Below are 17,447 nucleotides of genomic sequence, written 5' to 3' on the forward strand. Positions count from 1 at the left end.
AGCTCTCCCTCGCGAACAAAACAAAAAAGCCACAGGGAGGCTCACGATGATCTGGAAGGCCATCACGGCAGCGCTCACGCTTGCGCTCGCATCACAAGTGCACGCCGCCGAGAAGAAATATGGCGCGGGTGCCAGCGACACCGAGATCAAGCTCGGACAGACCTCGCCATTCTCGGGCGCGGCGTCGGCCTACAGCGTGATCGCGAAGACGCAGGCCGCCTACTTCAGGATGATCAACGACAAGGGCGGCGTGAACGGGCGCAAGATCAACCTGATCACGCTCGACGACGGCTACTCGCCGCCGAAGACGGTGGAGCAGACCCGCAAGCTGGTGGAGCAGGAGGAGGTCGCCGCGATCCTCAATCCGCTGGGCACGCCGACCGGCCTTGCCGTGCGCAAATATCTCAACGACAAGAAAGTGCCGCAGCTGTTCGTCGGCGCCGGCGCCACGCTATGGGGCGATTACGCGCATTATCCGTGGACGATCGGCTTCCAGCCGTCGTACCAGGCCGAGACCGCGGTCTACGCCAAATATGTGCTGACCCAGAAGCCCGACGCGAAGATCGCGCTGTTCTACCAGAACGACGACGCCGGCAAGGATTACGGCAACGGCTTCAAGAAGGGGCTTGGGCCGGAGAACACCGCGAAGATGGTGGTGGCGGAAACGACCTATGAATCGACTGACCCAACCGTCGACAGCCAGATCGTGAAGCTGAAAGCCTCCGGCGCCAACGTGCTGTTCATGCATGCGATCCCCAAGCAGGCGGCGCAGGCGATCAAGAAGATCGGCGAGATCGGCTGGAAGCCGGACCTGTTCTTCCTTGCGGCGACCTCGACCTCGGTGTCCTCGGTGCTGAAGCCGGCCGGCTTCGAATACTCCAAGGACATCATTTCGTCCTACTCGCTGAAGGATCCGAACGATCCGCAATGGAAGGCGGATGCGGACGTGATCGCCTGGCAGGACTTCATGAAGAGCTATTTTCCGGACGGCAATCTGCAGGACCAGCTGATCGTCTACGGCTATGTGGTGGCGGAGGCGACGGTGCAGGTGCTCAAGCAATGCGGCGACGACCTCACCCATGAGAACATCATGAAGCAGGCCGCCAACCTCGACATCGCGCTGCCGATGTTCCTGCCCGGCATCAAGGTGAAGACCTCGCCGACCGACTACTTCCCGGTGGAGGCGATGCGGCTGCAGAAATTCAACGGCGAGACCTGGCAGCTGTTCGGCGACACGATCGGCAATGATTGAGGGGGAGAGACAAGGGAAGTTGTAGAACGCGAAACCATCCACATCGTCGTCCCGGCGCAGGCTGGGACCCATTACCACAGGACGTAGGGATGGCGCGAGCTGGGGCCACAGCGGCGCACCACAACTGCGCCCTGTGGTTATGGGTCCCGGCTCGCGCTTCGCTTGGCCGGGACGACGGGGAGAAATTAGACTCTCTCCTCCACTCTATTTCGGAATATTAGAAATCTATCCGTGAGTTGCCCGACGTGTCAAGTCGCCTGGTCGGACGCCTGCCCCCGCCGGCCCCTTTGCATGGGGTTGTTTTCGATATTTTGGCAACGCGCCGCGAGTCCAGATGAGGGTGAGGGAGGAGTTACACTCCCCTCTCCAACAACACCTTGAAATCCGCCCGCGCGCGCTGCGCCTCGGCGCGTGCGGCGTCCGAGGCATCGCCGAGGCCGAAATAGCCGTGAATGAGGCCCTCGCCTGTGTGATACGTCACCGGCACGCCGGCCGCCTGCAACGCCTTGGCGTAGGCGTGGCCCTCATCGCGCAGCGGATCGAACCATGCTGTCGTGACGACCGCCGGCGCGGCACCCTTGAGGCTCGCCGCGCGCAGCGGCGAGACGCGCCAGTCGGCGCCCTGCGCAGGGTTCGCGAGATAGTGCCCGCAGAACCATTCCATCACCGCGCGCGACAGGAAGTAGCCCTCCGCATTCTCGGCGCGCGACGGGAATTTGGCGTTCTCCGCCGGATCGGCGAAATTGCCGACCACGTCGGTGACGGGATAGACCAGTAGCTGCCCGGCGAGCGTGATGCCGGTGTCGCGGCAGGCAAGCGCCGTGGTCGCGGCGAGATTGCCGCCCGCGGAATCGCCGGCGACACCGACGCGCGAGAGATCGCCGCCGAATTCGCCGATGCGCGCGACCACATCGCGGACCGCGGCGAACGCATCCTCGAACGCGCCGGGAAACCGCGTCTCCGGCGGTCGGCGGTAATCGACCGAGATCACCACCGCGCCGGTCTCGATCACGAGGTTGCGGGCCTGGCGATCATGGGTCTCGAGATCGCCGGCGACCCAGCCGCCGCCATGGAAGAAGATCACGGTCGGCGCCGTGCCGCGGCCGTTGCGATAGAGCCGCGCGGCGAGCTTGCCGCCGGCGCCCTGCACCTCGATGTCGCTGAAAACATCGACCGGCGGCGGCGGCACCGCCTTGCGCGCCTCCGCCAGTGCGCGCAGCGAATCGCGCGCGCTCTGCGGCGTCATGGTGGCGGGGTCGCGCAGCGGCAGCAGCGGGATGATGTTGGCAATGATGGCATCGAGCGGGAGCGGCATGGGAGTCCTTCAGGTGAGGTGGAGAGGATTGCGGCTACCTGTCTTGCCTCGCCCCGCTCGCGGGGAGAGGCCGGCGCGCAGCGACGGGTGAGGGGGAGTCTCCGCGAGTCGGATACGCGGAAAGAGCCCCTCACCCCAACCCTCTCCCCGCAAGAGCGGGGCGAGGGAGAAGGAAGCGGCAGTTGAAAATGACTTCGTCACGACTCTGCCTTCGAAAGCGTGCCGGCCTCGATCGCCGCGATCTGCAGCGCGATGAAGCGGCTATAGATGCGGGCCTGCGAGAACGCGCCGCCGGTGAACCAGAGGCCGGGCTGTTGCGTGCGCGTCCACATGTTGCGCAGCTCCTGCGTCGCGTCGTCGAAGCCCCAGACCCGGCCGACCCGCGCGGCGACATCGTCGCCGAACAGTCGGCCGACGAGATGGTCGGGGCCCTTGTAGCCGGTCGCGAGCACGAACAGCTCGGCGGCGAGCGAGGCGCCGTCCTTCAGCGCGAGGCCAGTTGCGGTGAAATCAGCGATGTCGGCAGCCTGGATCAGGCGGATCTTGCCGTCGGCGATCAGCTCGGAGCAGCCGACGTTGAAGTAATAACCGCCGCCGCGCGAGCGGAATTTGAGCGGCCAGCCGGTGCCGTCCTCGCCGAATTCGAGGCGGAAGCCGGCGCGCTCCAGCCGCGACAACAGCGGCGCATCGAGCCGCTTCACCTCGTCGGTGATGATCTTGTGCGCGACCTTCATGACCGGCAGCGGCACGCCGGAATTGAGGATGTCGCGCACCTCGATCGGCGGGCCGCCGCCGAGATAGGTCTTGTCGTAGAGCTGCGCCGGCTCGACATTGACCACCATGGTCGGGCTGCGCTGCACCATGGTGACGTCAGCGCCGGCAGCATGCAGCTCCTGGCAGATGTCATGCGCGCTGGTGCCGGTGCCGAACACGACCACCGAGCGGCCTGCCCATTCGCGACCTGCTGCGAATTGGCTGGAATGCAGCACCTTGCCGCCGAAGCGCTCGATGCCGGGGATGGTCGGAATGTTCGGCGTGCCGCTGACGCTGGTTGCGAGCACAATGTGCTTCGGATGCAGCGTGCGCGGACCATCGCTTCGTTGCAGCGTCACCTTCCAGCGTTGCGCCGTGTCGTCATAGCGCGCGCCTTCGAACGACGTCTCGGTCCAGAAGTCGAGCTCCATGATATCGACATAGCTTTCCAACCAGTTCGCGATCTTGTCCTTCGGGATGTAGTCCGGGAAGGTCGGCGGGAACGGCAGGTAACGAAACAGGTTGACCGGCGTCTTGTTGTGCAGCTTCAGGCCGCGATAGCGCAGCCGCCAATTGTCGCCGATGCGCTGCTCGCGATCGACGATCAGCGCGTCGAGGCCGATCCGCTTGCACTCGACGGCGGCCGCGATGCCGGCATGGCCGCCGCCGACGATCAGAACGTCAGGCTCGCGGTCGGCATAGGCGCGCGAGGCCTGGCGCTGCTCCAGCCAGTCGGGTGCGGCGAAATCGCGCGCATGGGATTGCTCCGCGGCTTGATCTCCGCGCGCGTCGCAGATGCGATTGAAATCGAGCATCGCCGAGAACGTCCATGCCGCGGAATATCCGCTCGCATCATGCAGCAGGCGGACCGCTCCGGTGCCCGGTCCATTCGACGTGTCGAAGGTGAAGACGGCCTCGATCACCTCGCATCCGGCCACTGCGGCGCGCCGCGGGTTCAAGGCACGGTCATCAAGGCGAAATCCGCGCGCGTTGACCGCGGCGGCGCGCTCCAGCAGCTCGGCAACGACGCGCTGTTGCCCGCTGAATGTCGCAAAATGCCAGGAGATGCCGAAGATATTGCGCCAGTGGCTCTCGGGCGCGAACAACGCGGAAAGAGCCTCAGCGGAGCGGCCGGCAAGCGCCGCATCGAGCGCGCCGATCCAGCGCTCGGCGATAAGCTCAGGCGCGTCCGCCGTAGCCGGGTTCAGTTTGTCCAGCATGATCGTGCTTTCTCGGGAGCAGTTGCCGTCTATCTGACAACATGCTCCCGAAAAGCACAACCATCATGCCAAGACTCATGCCAGGACTCATGCAACGTGTTGCTGCAGCGTCTCCGGCTCCGCCTCGCTCTCGTCGCCGGCGGGTTCGGCCTGCGCTGCGGGCGCGGCGGCGAGTTCCGCTGCTATTTCCTTGGCGAGCGCGGTCGCGCCGACATAGTCGGTCTTGCCGGTGCCGAGCAGCGGCACCTTGTCGACGACGCGGATGTCGGCGGGCACCGCGAGCTCGGAGGCGCCGACGCTCTTGGCCTGGCGCTGCATGGCGGCGCGGTCGGCATCCTTCTGCGTGGTGAGCAGCACGATGCGCTCGCCCTTGCGCTGATCGGGCAGCGTGACCGCAACCGACATCGCCTGCGGCCACAGCGCCGACGCCATCGTCTCGACCGCCGACAGCGAAACCATCTCGCCTGCGATCTTGGCAAAGCGCTTGGCACGGCCCTTGATCGCGATGAAGCCCTGCGCGTCGACGGTGACGATGTCGCCGGTGTCGTGCCAGCCTTCCGGCAGCGGCTCGAGCACGCCGGGATTTTCCGCACGGAGGTAACCGAGCATCACGTTCGGCCCCTTCACCGAAAGGCGTCCGCCTTCCTCGATGCCCGGGACCGGATCGAGGCGGTACTCCATCAGCGGCGAGATCCGGCCGACGGTACCCTGACGGTTCGCCATCGGCGTGTTCATCGCCAGCACCGGCGCGGTCTCGGTGACGCCGTAGCCCTCGAGGATGCGGATGCCGTAACGCTCCATGTAGACCTGCCGCGTGCGCTCCTTCACCGCTTCCGCACCGGCGATGACGAGCCGCAGCGTGCGGAAATCATAGGCGTGCGCCGAGCGGGCGTAGCCGGTGAGGAAGGTGTCGGTGCCGAACAGGATGGTCGCGCCGGTCTGGTAGATCAGCTCCGGCACGATCCGGTAATGCAGCGGCGACGGATACATGAAGATCGGAATGCCGCCGAGGATCGGCATCATCATGCCGCCGGTCAAACCAAACGAATGGAACACCGGCAGGACGTTGAACACCTTGTCGTTGGCATTGGCATCGACCCGCGCCAGCGCCTGCGCCGCGTTGGCGAGGATGTTGCGATGGGACAGCACGACACCCTTCGGCGTGCCTTCCGAACCCGAGGTGAACAGGATGACGGCGGGATCGTTGGCGTTGCGGACAACCCGCGGCGCGATGCCGGCGCGGAAGCCCGCGATCTTGTCGGTGAGGTTGATGCCGGCCCTGACGTCTTCGAGATAGATCACGCGCGCCTGTCCGGCCATTGCCGCGATCAGCTTGTCGAGCTTGCCCTTCTCGATAAAGGCCTGCGAGGTCAGCACGGTCTTGACCTGCGCCGCCTTCATCGCGGCCAGCACGTTGACTGGACCTGCCGAGAAGTTGAGCATCGCCGGCACGCGGCCGATGGTCTGCAGCGCCATGAACACGACGGCGACGCCGGCCGAATTCGGCAACAGCACGCCGACATTCTCGCCGACAACGGTGCCCTGCTCGAGCTTGCGGCTCAGCACCTGCGCGCCGAGGATCAGCTTGCGATAGGTCAGCTTGGTGCCGAGCGCGTCCTCGATGATCGGCTTGCCGGTGTCGCGGTCGCGATAGGCATGGCCGAGGCCCTCAAAGAGCGTCTGGTCGAGCATCGCGTTCTGGACCATGGCGTTGATCATGACGTCCTGCAGCGCGGCGCCGGCGGCGTTGCGGCGCGCCTTGCCCTTCAGCGCCTGATCGACCGGCAGCTTCACCGGCGGCAGGATCGAGATCGTCACCTTGGGGAACCAGGAGCGCTTGATCTCGCCGTTCTTGAGATAGCTGAGATGCGAACGCTGCGCACCCTCGATGCGGACCGGGACGACCACCGCGTCGGCCTTGTCGGCGATCATCGCAGTGCCGTCATAGACCTTCATCAGCGAGCCGGAGACCGTGATGCGGCCTTCGGGGAAGATCACGACCGGCTCGCCGGCGGCGACCAGCTTGATCAGGTCGCGCGCGGCCAGCGGCTTGGACGGATCCATCGTGTAGTGCTTGATCATCTTCAGGAACGGCTTGGCCCACCACGCCTTGGAGATGCCGGTGTCGACCGCGAAGCTGGCGTCGATCGGCAGCATGGCGTGCAGCAGCGGACCATCGACCAGGCTGACATGGTTGGGCGCGATCAGCATCCGGGTGCCGGCGGGCGGCAGGTTCTCCATACCCCGCACCTCGAGACGAAACAGCGCGCGGAACAGCAGCGCACCGAAATCGCGCACGCCCTCCTTGCCCCACTTGGTCAACACGAACCAGACGGTGCCGAAGCTCGCGATCGCAAGGCCGAAGAAGATCCAGGCGATCGGCAGGCCGGTAGCCTGCAGCGCGCCGACGAACACGGCGCCGGCGACCATGAAGCCCGCCTGCAGGATGTTGCCGGCGGCGATGATGCGGGCGCGCTCGGACGGCGCGGTCCAGGCCTGCACCGCGGCGAACGACGGCACCACGAACAGGCCGCCGCCGAAGGCGAACAGGAAGAAGTCGGCCAGCATGCGGAAGCCACCGAACGAGGTCGCGAACGCGGCCGCGGTGACGTCCTTGCCGAGCGAGGTGGTGGCGATCGCCCAGGCGAGGTCGAGGCCGACCACGCCCATCACGATGGCGCCGATCGGCACCAGTGCGAGATTTGGGCGGACATGACTGAGCTGCGCGGCGAACAGCGAGCCGGCGGCGATGCCGATCGCAAACACGGCGAGGCACAGCGTGACCACGCCCTCGGTACCGCCGACGCCTTCCTTGATCAGCGCGGGCAGCAGCGACAGCACGATCGCACCGACCATCCAGAACCAGGACACGATCACCATGCCGTCCCACAGCCGCGGCTCGGCATAGAGCGACTTCAGCAGGCGCACGGTCGAGGTCCAGGGATTCTTGGTGATCGGCAGATCCGGCGCGGAGGGCTGCGTCACCGGAATGCGCGACGCAAATCCCCACGACAGCACCGACAGGCCGACCACGGCGGCGCAGATCCAGCCCATGTGGCTGGCGCCGGCGACGAACATGCCGCCCGCGATGGTACCGATCAGGATCGCCATGAAGGTCGCACCCTCGACCAGCGCGTTGCCGGTCGCGAGTTCGGACACCGAGAGCTGGTCGGGCAGCACGGCATATTTCACCGGACCGAACAGCGCGGCCACGATGCCGAACAGCGCCAGCGCAATGAACAGCAGCGGGATCGAATGGGTGAAGAAGCCGGCCGCGGCAAAGGCCGCGGCGAAGATCTCGAAGAATTTCAGCCGGCGCGCGACGACGGACTTGATGTAGCGGTCGGCGAGCTCGCCGCCGAGCGCCGACAGCACGAAGAACGGCGCGATGAACACCGCACCCGCGAGCTGGACCAATGCCGGCCCCTGCTCATTGGCGACGCCATAGAGCAGCATGATGACCAGCGCGTTCTTCAGCACATTGTCGTTCAATGCCGAGCAGAACTGCGACCAGAACAGCGGCGCGAAGCGGCGGGACGTCATCAATTCCTTGATCATGACCGGTTCCTTGGGTTAGCGCGCACGGCGCTGGCAGGTCTGCGAATTCGGGTGGCGGAGAATGGTGGGCGTGGTGAAAATGACTGATATCCCGCAGCCTTTAGTCTTTTCCGCAATGGTTCGGTTCGAACCGGCGCGCATCCGCCGCACCGGGCCGGCGGGACATTGCGCGCTAGAGATGTACGAGACCTTATCCAGACCTGGGGTTGATCGATCTCGAGACGGGCCCGCGCGGGACATGGTGAGCGCTTTGTTGAGGTTTCGGCGACAATTGCGGGGTGAGCGCTTCAGGTCAGTTCACTCAGGCCGCCGAACGGCGACCATCGGCAGTTGCGTGACTTGCAGCGGCCGCCATGCTGTGCCGCCGGGCGCTTGGCGCGCCGCTGCTCCAGGACGCCTGCGACGTCGCAGGCGCGGGCGATCCGCTCGATCGGCGCCGTCGCCAGGGAGAGGATGGCGCGGCCAAAGCCCTTCACGAGCTCGATCGCGTCATCGACAAAGGTGGTGGTCAATTGAAGTGCTAGGGTCTGCATGTGAGCGGCCTCCTATGTCAACTTGAGCAACGCTCAAATTAGTAGCTCGAAAATGAACATTGTTCAAGAGGAATCGCGACGGGACCGGAAAAAACTTCAGCGGCGAAGTCTGCTGATCGAGATCGCGCGCCGGTATATCGCAACTAAAGGCTTGAGATCATTGAAGGTTCGTGATGTCGCCGAAGCCGCCGGCTGCTCCATCGGCAGCGTCTATAACGAGTTCGGCGACTTCGACGGCCTGATCCTGACCGTGAACCGGGAGACCGTTCAGGCCCTGACCGCGCGGCTCAAGGCCGTCCCGGCCGACGATCCCCTGCGCCAGCTGCACGGGCTCGCGGACGCTTATCTTGGCTTCGCGACCGAGCACGCCAATCTGCTGCGCTCGCTGTTCGAGCACCGGATGGAGGACGACCGGCCGTTTCCGGAAGATATCCTGGCGATGGTGATGGATGCGTTCGCGCTGATGCATGCGCCGCTGGTGCGGCTGCTGCCCGATCGCGATCCGACCGACGTGGCGCAGCTGTCGCGGATGATGTTCTCCGCGGTCCACGGCATCATCTCGCTGGGCCTCGAGGAGCGCATGGTCGCGGTGCCGCCGGAGCAGCTGCGCGAGCGGGTCGCGCAGTTCGTCGACACGCACCTCGCAGGATTGGGCGTCACGCGCAAGGCGTAGTCAGACGCGCGTGCGGACGATCGTGCCGGCGACTAGTTCGGCACGATGCCGTGATCCTGCGGTGCAAGCCAGCTCGCCAATTCCGCCAGAGGATGCCACATCCCGTTGGCAATCGACGGCACGACGGCAAGAACCGCGAAGACGGTCAGCGACACGCCGGCGACAAGCAACCATCGGGGAAGCGCAGCCAAGCGTGCTGCGACGCGCCAAGTCGACGCCCGGCGCGGAGCGTTGTGCGGTTCATGATCGTCGGAGGGCGGAATCGGTTCAGCATCGAGGCGATAGCCCCGTCGCGTCACCGTCTTGATGATGCGATGGTCGTCATCCCGCAGCTTCAGGCGCAGCTCGCGGATACATTGGACCAGTGAATCGTCAGAGACCGCGACGTTGCCCCAGACTGCCGCATGCAGATCCTGCTTGGAGATCAACCGACCGGCGTTGCTGGCGAGATGGCGGAGCACCGCGAATGACTTCGGCCTGAGATCAAGGTCGACGCCGTTCACGCGTACAACGCCGCGGGCGAGGTCCAATACAAATGAATCAAATGCCAAAACAGAATCAGTTGCCGGGTCCATAGAGGTCACTCCATGCCCACACAGACGGCACCAATCCGGCAAATTTAGCAGGAATTTCGTCGTTCTGTCACTTCTTGATCAGGACTTCCCCGCGGCGAAGCCGATAGTCGCGAACCGGCCCGACGTCATTTCCGGGCCCGCGGGAGGTTGACCATGTCAAGGACATCGTTTGCCGTGTTGGCCGGGGCTGTTCTGGCACTCGCGGCGATGCAATTGGGACCCGCCCGGGCGCAAGACGTCGTAAGGGTCGGGCTGGTGATGCCGTTGACCGGCGTGCTGGGGCCGGTCGGCAAGCAGGCGGTTGCCGGGGCGCGGCTCTACATGGCGCAACACGGCGATATGGTCGCCGGCCGCAAGATCGAATTGATCGTCCGGGACGATGCCAGCGTACCTGATAACGCCAAGCGCATTGCGCAGGAGCTGATCGTCAGCGACAAGGCCGCGATCCTCGGCGGCGGGCTGACGCCGAGCGTGCTGGCACTCGCGCCGCTGGTCACCGAGAGCAGGACGGCAACCGTCGTCATGATATCGGGCACATCGATCGTGACCGAAAGGTCGCCCTATTTCGTGCGCACCAGCTGGACGCATGCGCAGCAGGCCAGCGTGCTGGCGGACTGGGCGGCCAAAAACGGATCGAAGCGGGCCACCATCATCGCCTCCGACTGGGCACCCGGGCGTGAAGCCGCCGGGGTATTTTCGGCGAGCTTCACCGCGGCGGGCGGATCGGTCGTCGAAGCGCTGAAAGTGCCGCTGGTCAATCCCGACTTCGCGCCGTTCCTGCAGCGTGCGCGGGACGGCAATCCCGATACGCTGTTCATTTTCGTCCCGACAAGCCAGGCCGGTATCCTGGCCAAGCAATTTGTCGAGCGTGGGCTGGACAAGAGCGGGATCAAGCTGATCGGCCCCGGCGACCTCGCCGACGACGAGGACCTGCCGGGGATGAGCGATGCCATGATCGGCACGATCACGGCGGGGTTCTACTCCGCGGCGCATCCCTCCGATCTGAACCGCGACTATGTCGCGGCGTTCCGCAAGGCCAATGCCAACGTCCGCCCGAACTTCATCAGCGTCAGCGCCTATGACGGCATGCATCTGATCTACGCGGCGTTGAAAGCGACCGGCGGCAAGACCAATGGTGACGCGCTGATCGAAGCCATGAAGGGCATGGCCTGGGAAAGCCCGCGCGGGCCGATGTCGATCGACCCAATGACGCGCGACGTCATCCACGACATCTACATTCGCAAGGTCGAGAAGGTCGGCGGCGAGCTCTACGCCGTCGAGCACGAGACCTTCAAGGCGGTCAAGGACCCCAGCAAGATCGCAAATAAATGAGCCAGGCGGAGCGCGAGGCCGGCCTGGCCTCGCTCCGCCGCGTCAGACCCGGGTGCGGGCGATCGTGCCGGCGACGATCTGCATGGCGACGCCGAGCACCCAGCCCGCCATGATCGCCGCGGTCCAGGCGATGTCCGGCTCGCTGCGCAGCACCACGACGCCGACCGAGAAGAACGCGACCATCGTCGCGAGGAAGGTGCCGATCGCGCTGAGCAGCTCCGCCGCATCGATCTTGCGCGTCGAGGCGCCGTCCTTCGGGTGGAAGAGCTTTGGCGGCGTATCGATGCCGAGATAGAAGCCGATCGCGCCGCCCAGCATCATGATCAGCAGGAACGCCTGCGAGGTCAACGCCGACACGCTCGAGCCGACATGGATGGCGACGAACAGGCCGCTTGCTGCGCCCGCCAGGGCAAGGCCGAAGCGCTCCAGGACATGGGCAAATTTTCTGACGCGGCTGCGCATCGCTATGCCTCATCAATGAATTGCGCCGCCAATCAAGCTAGGCCTTTTCGACACGTCGCGAAAGTCGTCACGTCTCAAATGGCCGCGACCTCGTGACGCTTTTGTGCGCCAGTTCACACCTATCGCGGCATGGAATGAATATTGATCGATCCAAGGTAGCAATCGATCCGGCTGCTGCTACGCTGCGCCATCGGCTTCATTCATTTCAGCGGGCCTCCTTCAATGCCGAGTCCGAAGATCATTATCCTGTCCGACGGCACCGGTAACGCCGCCTCCAGCGTCTGGCGCACCAATGTCTGGCGGATATTCCAGTCGCTCGATTTGCAGGGCAACGCGCAGGCCGCCAAGTATGATGACGGCGTCGGCACGTCGTCCTTTGTCCCGCTTGCGCTGCTCGGCGGCGCCTTCGGCTACGGGCTCAAGCGCAACATCCTCGACGCCTACAAATTCATCTGCCGCAACTACGACCACCAGAACGGCTCGCAGATCTATCTGTTCGGATTCAGCCGCGGCGCATTCACGGTGCGCACACTTGCCGCCCTCATCCTCGATCAGGGGCTGATCGTCGCCGACACCGAGGCCGAACTGCACGACGGCGCGGTGAAGGCCTATCGCGCGTACCGGGCGGCGGGCTACCACTCGATCTGGCGCATCGAGGTGCTGTTCCGCGCACTGCGCGACTACATCCTCGTGCCGGTGCTGGACCGCCTCAAGGGCAACAAGCCCTATGCCGGGATTGCCCGGAAGCAGGTGCCATCGATTGAGTTCGTCGGCATCTGGGACACCGTCGCGGCCTACGGCTTGCCGATCGACGAGATGACGCGCGGCATCTCCAACTGGGTGTGGCCGCTCGAACTACCGAACCGGATTCTCAGCCCGCGGGTCAAGTGGGCGCGGCACGCGCTTGCGCTCGATGACGAGCGCACGACCTTTCATCCGGTGCTCTGGACCGAGCAGGAGCCGGGACAGCCCGCACCGGCGGTGCCGGCAACCATCGATGGCGAGCGCCTCGTCCAGGTGTGGTTCGTCGGCATGCATGCCAATGTCGGTGGCGGCTATCCGGACGATGCCGTCGCATTCGTGCCGCTGGCCTGGCTGGTCGACGAGGCCGTCAAGCGCGGGCTTGTGTTCAAGAGCGCACCGATTGCCGATCCCGATGCGATCAAGGCGATCAAGTCCTCAGAGGACAAGGATGGCCGGCTCTACGATTCGCGCGCAGGCCTCGGCGCCTATTACCGATACGGTCCGCGCAAGGTCGCCGACCTCTGCAACGATCCCTATGCCGGCGTCAGCGTGCCGATGCCGAAGATCCACGAGAGCGTGTTCGAGCGCATCGACAGCGGCGCCAATGCCTATGCCCCGATCGGGCTTCCGCCGAACTACGTGGTCGTCTCCCGCAGCGGCCAGATCAGACCGCTGGCCTCCAATACGTTCGAAACGCCCACCGGCGCACCGGCCCGCTATGCCGCGCAGGAGAAGCTGTGGAATTTCGTCTGGATGCGGCGGATCGCCTACTTCGCGACGCTGGCGGCGTCGCTGCATCTGGCGGCGTTCTGGCTGTTCCACAACCAGCACAAGGAGCATGAATTCAGCTCCTGGTTCAGGATGATCTCGGAGCTGGTGCGCTTCGTGGAATCCTTCCTGCCTGCTTCGCTTCATTGGTGGACCGACTGGTACGCCGGCAACCCGGAATGGTTTGCCGGCGGCATCATCGCCGTTTTCGTGCTGATGGGCGTCGGCAATTCGCTCAGCGCAACGATCAGCGACAGGATGCGGATCATCTGGCGTGACCGCGCGAGCCCGACGCCGCTCTCCGGGCTCATGCACGATGCGATCTATCGATTCCGCACCAGCACGATCTATCAGTGGATCCTCAATGTCGGGAAGCGGCATGTCGTGCCCTTCCTGCTCACAGCCTTGCTGGTCTGGTTCGGCGCGACGCTGCTCAGCCATTTCCTGTTCAATGCCGCGGACTCGATGGGCGCCTTCTGCAGCGGGACCGCGGCCGACAAGCTCGTCGCCGTCGACAAGGGCATCCCGCAGGATGCCACCGACTTCGACACCAGCACGATCTGTGCGCCGACCGGCCTCAAGGTCCGCACCGGATTCAAGTACGAGATCGCGATCACGATGTCGGAGCCATGGGAGGACGCCGGACGTGCGGTGACCCCGATCGGATACCGGACCTCGACCATCGAGGGCGCGAAGCAGTTGCGTGGCTATTTCACTATCTTCCTGCGGCGGATCTTGTTCCGGCCCTGGTTCAGGTTGATCGCGCGGGTCGGAGAGACCGGCGTCGATGAATATTTTCTGGACCCGCTGCCGGCGCCGAACACCGACCCGCAGGTCTACAAGGCAAGGTTCACCGCCGATCGCAGCGGCGAGATCTTCCTCTACGTCAACCAGGCCGTGATCGGCGTCCCCTGGATCACCAAATGGTTCTACGGCGATCACAAGGGCAAGGCGAAGGTCACGGTGCGCTTGATGTAGGCACGGCAGCTTCCGCGGATCGCGGCCCGTTCCAGATGAGCTGCCGGAGCCCGGAACGATCCAACACGCCCCCACGAATCCCGGCGAGCACGCGCCAGATTCATATCGACCGGATAATTCTCACGAGCGATTCGGAGGCATCACCACCTGAAGCGCAGCGATGCCTGGCTGAGCAAGCGCATCGGCAAGGGCTGGGCGGAAACCGAAACGCGGTTCTGGCTGGGTGCGACGTAATGCAGCCGGCCTTTTCCGACCGTCACCTTGAGGAGCCTGCGCAGCAGGCGTCTCGAAGGGCGACGCCACCAGCCGGGCCGTTCATCCTTCGAGACGCGCGTACCGCGCTCCTCCAGCGACAAAGGCAAAGCCTTTGCGCGGGGATGACGGGATGAAGAACGCGTAGCGTAGTAATCACGTAAGCGAAACGCCGACGCCGGCGTATGGCTTCTAATCATGACACGAGCGCGGGACGGCAGCGGTGCCGCCCCGCACTCGCCATTCGAGGCTACGCCGCGCGGCCGACCGAGGCGTCGAGATGCTTCAGCCGCGGCAGCACTTCCTGCTTCAAGAGCCGAAGCGAATTGTGCCAGGCCTCGGGCTTGTGCTTGTAGTCGAAGCCGAACACCAGGAGCACGCCGAAGCCGCCGACCTCCTGATAGATCTTCTCGATCTTCTCGGTGACGGTCGCGGGCGAGCCGACGATCCAGTTGTTGCGGGCGCAATATTCGACCGTGACGTCGCTGTCAGGCACGGCGGGTGAGGCTTTCAGATAATCCTTGAAACCGAAATGGCCGAGCAGCGGCAGGAAGTACTCGCCCATCATCCGGCCCATCATGTCGCCGGTCGAGAGCTTCCACGCCTCCGCGTCGGTGTCGGCGACAAACACCTCGCGCACCATCCGCCAGTCCTTGCGGCTCGGCTTGCGGCCGGTCTTGGCCGCGCCGGCTTCGACCGAGTCCCAGTGGCTGCCGACATAGGCCGGATTGAGGTTGAGGCTCATCGGAATGAAGCCGCGCTCGCCGGCGAGCTTCAGCGTATCCGAGTTCTTCGACAGGCCCGCGACGCCGATCGGCGGATGCGGTGCTTGCTGAGGCTTGATGTGAGGTTTGAGGAAATCGAACATCGTGTCCGGCTTGGTCACCGTCCAGAACTTGCCTTTATGGGTCCACGGGCCCGGCTCGGTCCACATCTTCAGGATGATCTCGAGCGCCTCGCGGGTCATGTCGCGGTTCTGCCCGGACATGCCGTCGACATTGAACATCGCCCAGTCGCTCGGCAGACCCGAGGCGGCGACGCCGAAGTTCAACCGGCCGTTCGAGATGTGATCGAGCATCGCGACGCGGTTGGCAAGCTCAGCCGGGTGATGATACGGCAGCAGGAAGCCACCGGGGCCGATGCGGATGTTCTTGGTCTGCAGCAGCGCCTGGGCGACCAACAGATCAGGCGACGGATGCGGCTCCCAAGGCGCGGTATGGTGCTCGCCAATCCAGGCTTCCTGATAGCCGAGTTCATCCAGCCAGCGCAGCGTCTGCAGGTCCCAGTCGTGGCCCTCCTTCAATCCGCACTCCGGCGGATGCGACGGCATCGCGAAGTATCCGAGTTCCATGGGTTTCCTCTCTTTGTTTCGATGCGTATCTTGCGCACGCGCTGCAGAGAGTAGCTGCCGAGGCTACGGCAGAACAATGGCTCAATGGATCACATCGTCATTCCGTGGCGATGCGCGGAGGTAGCCCGGATGGAGCGAAGCGCGATCCGGGCAGTTGAGCAGGCTGCGAGATCCCACGGATTGCGCTGCATCCGGGCTGCGGCTCTACCGCGCGCCGAACGTGGTCTTGCCGAACAGCGCCTTCTGGGTCGAGGGCTGCGAGCGCCAATATTGCGGCGGCGCGCTCACCTCGCCGCCGAGCTCGGCGGCGGCGTGCCAGCCCCAGCGCGGGTCGTAAAGCATGCCGCGGGCGAGCGCGATCATGTCGGCCTTGCCTGACGTGACGATCTCTTCGGCCTGCTTTGCTTCGGTGATCAGGCCGACCGCCATCGTGGTGACGCCGGTCGCCTCCCTCACCGCCTGCGCCGCCGGCACCTGATAGCCCGGCCCGAGCGGGATCTTCTGCAGCGGCGACACGCCTCCGGAAGAGACGTCCATCCAGTCGACGCCGCGCTTCTTCAGCTCCTTGGCAAATTCAACTGTCTGCGCAAGGTCCCAGGCACCCTCGACCCAGTCGGTCGCCGACACCCGCATGCCGATCGGCTTGTGATCCGGAAATACGGCGCGCACCGCATCAAACACTTCCAGCGGGAAGCGCATGCGGTTCTCGAGCGAACCGCCATAGCGGTCGGTGCGCTTGTTGGCGATCGGCGACAGGAACTGGTGCAGCAGATAACCGTGCGCGCCGTGCAGCTCGAGCGCGTCGATGCCGAGCCGGTCGGCGCGTTTCGCCGACGCGACAAAGGCCTCGCGGATGCGCTTCAGACCGGCGTCATCGAGCGCCAGAGGCGCGGCCTCGCTCTCCTTGTGCGGCACCGCCGAAGGCCCAACGGTCTGCCAGCCGCCTTCGGCAATCGGGATCAACTGCCCGCCTTCCCAGGGACGCTGACTGGAGGCCTTGCGGCCAGCATGCGCGAGCTGCATGGCGACCGCCGCCTTGGAATGCTTGCGCACCGAAGCCAGGATCGGCTTCAGCGCCGCCTCATTGGCATCGCTGTAGAGCCCGAGGCAGCCCGGCGTGATCCGCCCGATATCCTCGACATGGGTGGCCTCGATGCAGAACATCGCGGCGCCCGACAGCGCCAGCATGTTGATGTGGGTGAAGTGCCAGTCGGTGGCCGAGCCGTCGACGGCCGAGTACTGGCACATCGGCGAGACCATGATGCGATTGGAGAGTTTGAGGCTGCGCAGTTCGATCGGGGAAAACAGGGTGCTCATGCGAGGTAAATCCGGGATCGGGGAAAGGGCTCGGTTAAGATAGAGAGCGCGGCTGCGATCACCAACAGGCGAGAATGGCGGACCGGCCCGGACGCAGATCAGCAATGCGGATACGGCGTCCGTTCACCCTCCCCTGGAGGGGGAGGGTCGTATCGCATCGCGCGCAGCAAGATGCGATACGGGGTGGGGTGACAGTCCCTCCACTCGATCACTGTCCGTGTTGAGAGATCACCCCACCCCGTCTCACATTCCGCTGCGCTCCATATGAGCCGACCCTCCCCCTCCAGGGCAGGGGAATCGCATGTTGGCTTCGGCAAGTAGTTGCCAAATCGACAGAAAGGGATTCTGAAGGTGGCTCCTGATC

At 64.9% G+C, this 17,447-nt stretch carries 12 protein-coding genes; 4 read left to right on the forward strand and 8 right to left on the reverse strand.

Annotated elements, in window-relative coordinates:
* Positions 1–46 precede the first annotated feature (46 nt).
* Entirely contained in the window at positions 47–1,252 is a 1,206-nt protein-coding gene (locus QMZ05_RS20740) for an ABC transporter substrate-binding protein (protein ID WP_353702417.1), read from the forward strand.
* A gap of 352 nt (positions 1,253–1,604) precedes the next feature.
* On the opposite strand, the gene QMZ05_RS20745 is transcribed toward QMZ05_RS20740, so the two are convergent.
* The 4 genes from QMZ05_RS20745 to QMZ05_RS20760 all read right to left on the reverse strand — a co-directional run bounded on the left by QMZ05_RS20745 (position 1,605) and on the right by QMZ05_RS20760 (position 8,631).
* Positions 1,605–2,567: an alpha/beta hydrolase gene (locus QMZ05_RS20745; protein WP_353702418.1), complete on the reverse strand. Its 963-nt coding sequence runs from the start codon at positions 2,565–2,567 to the stop codon at positions 1,605–1,607.
* 197 nt (positions 2,568–2,764) lie between these two features.
* Positions 2,765–4,540 carry an NAD(P)/FAD-dependent oxidoreductase gene (locus QMZ05_RS20750; protein WP_353702419.1) on the reverse strand — a complete coding sequence of 592 codons (1,776 nt, stop codon included), beginning with the start codon at positions 4,538–4,540 and terminating at the stop codon, positions 2,765–2,767.
* 87 nt (positions 4,541–4,627) lie between these two features.
* The gene (locus QMZ05_RS20755) at positions 4,628–8,098 is read right to left on the reverse strand and encodes an acyl-[ACP]--phospholipid O-acyltransferase (RefSeq protein ID WP_353702420.1); all 3,471 of its coding nucleotides are present in this window, start codon (positions 8,096–8,098) and stop codon (positions 4,628–4,630) included.
* Positions 8,099–8,385: 287 nt separating this feature from the next.
* Entirely contained in the window at positions 8,386–8,631 is a 246-nt protein-coding gene (locus QMZ05_RS20760; RefSeq protein ID WP_353702421.1) for a hypothetical protein, read from the reverse strand.
* Between the two features lie 52 nt (positions 8,632–8,683).
* Here QMZ05_RS20760 and QMZ05_RS20765 point away from each other — a divergent pair, with 52 nt between their 5' ends.
* Positions 8,684–9,304, forward strand: a complete 621-nt coding sequence (locus tag QMZ05_RS20765) for a TetR/AcrR family transcriptional regulator (protein ID WP_353702422.1) — start codon at positions 8,684–8,686, stop codon at positions 9,302–9,304.
* 32 nt (positions 9,305–9,336) lie between these two features.
* Here the strand turns inward: QMZ05_RS20765 and QMZ05_RS20770 are convergent, their stop codons facing one another.
* Positions 9,337–9,879: a winged helix-turn-helix domain-containing protein gene (locus tag QMZ05_RS20770; protein ID WP_128971255.1), complete on the reverse strand. Its 543-nt coding sequence runs from the start codon at positions 9,877–9,879 to the stop codon at positions 9,337–9,339.
* Between the two features lie 153 nt (positions 9,880–10,032).
* Between QMZ05_RS20770 and QMZ05_RS20775 the strand changes: the two genes are divergently transcribed.
* Positions 10,033–11,211 carry an ABC transporter substrate-binding protein gene (locus tag QMZ05_RS20775; protein ID WP_353702423.1) on the forward strand — a complete coding sequence of 393 codons (1,179 nt, stop codon included), beginning with the start codon at positions 10,033–10,035 and terminating at the stop codon, positions 11,209–11,211.
* Positions 11,212–11,253: 42 nt separating this feature from the next.
* Here QMZ05_RS20775 and QMZ05_RS20780 read toward each other — a convergent pair whose 3' ends face one another.
* A complete protein-coding gene (locus QMZ05_RS20780; RefSeq protein ID WP_353702424.1) occupies positions 11,254–11,673 on the reverse strand; it encodes a hypothetical protein in 420 nt (139 codons plus the stop codon).
* Between the two features lie 222 nt (positions 11,674–11,895).
* On the opposite strand from QMZ05_RS20780, the gene QMZ05_RS20785 reads away from it, so the two are divergent.
* On the forward strand, positions 11,896–14,163 hold the full coding sequence (locus QMZ05_RS20785) for a DUF2235 domain-containing protein (RefSeq protein ID WP_353702425.1): 2,268 nt from the start codon (positions 11,896–11,898) through the stop codon (positions 14,161–14,163).
* Between the two features lie 502 nt (positions 14,164–14,665).
* Here QMZ05_RS20785 and QMZ05_RS20790 read toward each other — a convergent pair.
* A complete protein-coding gene (locus QMZ05_RS20790) occupies positions 14,666–15,766 on the reverse strand; it encodes an LLM class flavin-dependent oxidoreductase (protein ID WP_353702426.1) in 1,101 nt (366 codons plus the stop codon).
* Between the two features lie 204 nt (positions 15,767–15,970).
* The gene (locus QMZ05_RS20795; RefSeq protein WP_353702427.1) at positions 15,971–17,083 is read right to left on the reverse strand and encodes an NADH:flavin oxidoreductase/NADH oxidase; all 1,113 of its coding nucleotides are present in this window, start codon (positions 17,081–17,083) and stop codon (positions 15,971–15,973) included.
* Positions 17,084–17,447 lie beyond the last annotated feature (364 nt).

The sequence above is a fragment of the Bradyrhizobium sp. INPA03-11B genome (assembly GCF_040446015.1).
In the GTDB taxonomy this organism is placed as follows: Bacteria; Pseudomonadota; Alphaproteobacteria; order Rhizobiales; family Xanthobacteraceae; genus Bradyrhizobium; species Bradyrhizobium macuxiense_A.

Excerpts from the sequence above, each read along its gene's own strand:
- QMZ05_RS20775 (WP_353702423.1), top strand. The coding sequence starts at position 10,033 with ATGTCAAGGACATCGTTTGCCGTGTTGGCCGGGGCTGTTCTGGCACTC.
- QMZ05_RS20750 (WP_353702419.1), bottom strand. The coding sequence starts at position 4,540 with ATGCTGGACAAACTGAACCCGGCTACGGCGGACGCGCCTGAGCTTATC.
- QMZ05_RS20770 (WP_128971255.1), bottom strand. The coding sequence starts at position 9,879 with ATGGACCCGGCAACTGATTCTGTTTTGGCATTTGATTCATTTGTATTG.
- QMZ05_RS20765 (WP_353702422.1), top strand. The coding sequence starts at position 8,684 with ATGAACATTGTTCAAGAGGAATCGCGACGGGACCGGAAAAAACTTCAG.
- QMZ05_RS20745 (WP_353702418.1), bottom strand. The coding sequence starts at position 2,567 with ATGCCGCTCCCGCTCGATGCCATCATTGCCAACATCATCCCGCTGCTG.
- QMZ05_RS20760 (WP_353702421.1), bottom strand. The coding sequence starts at position 8,631 with ATGCAGACCCTAGCACTTCAATTGACCACCACCTTTGTCGATGACGCG.
- QMZ05_RS20785 (WP_353702425.1), top strand. The coding sequence starts at position 11,896 with ATGCCGAGTCCGAAGATCATTATCCTGTCCGACGGCACCGGTAACGCC.
- QMZ05_RS20790 (WP_353702426.1), bottom strand. The coding sequence starts at position 15,766 with ATGGAACTCGGATACTTCGCGATGCCGTCGCATCCGCCGGAGTGCGGA.
- QMZ05_RS20740 (WP_353702417.1), top strand. The coding sequence starts at position 47 with ATGATCTGGAAGGCCATCACGGCAGCGCTCACGCTTGCGCTCGCATCA.
- QMZ05_RS20755 (WP_353702420.1), bottom strand. The coding sequence starts at position 8,098 with ATGATCAAGGAATTGATGACGTCCCGCCGCTTCGCGCCGCTGTTCTGG.
- QMZ05_RS20780 (WP_353702424.1), bottom strand. The coding sequence starts at position 11,673 with ATGCGCAGCCGCGTCAGAAAATTTGCCCATGTCCTGGAGCGCTTCGGC.
- QMZ05_RS20795 (WP_353702427.1), bottom strand. The coding sequence starts at position 17,083 with ATGAGCACCCTGTTTTCCCCGATCGAACTGCGCAGCCTCAAACTCTCC.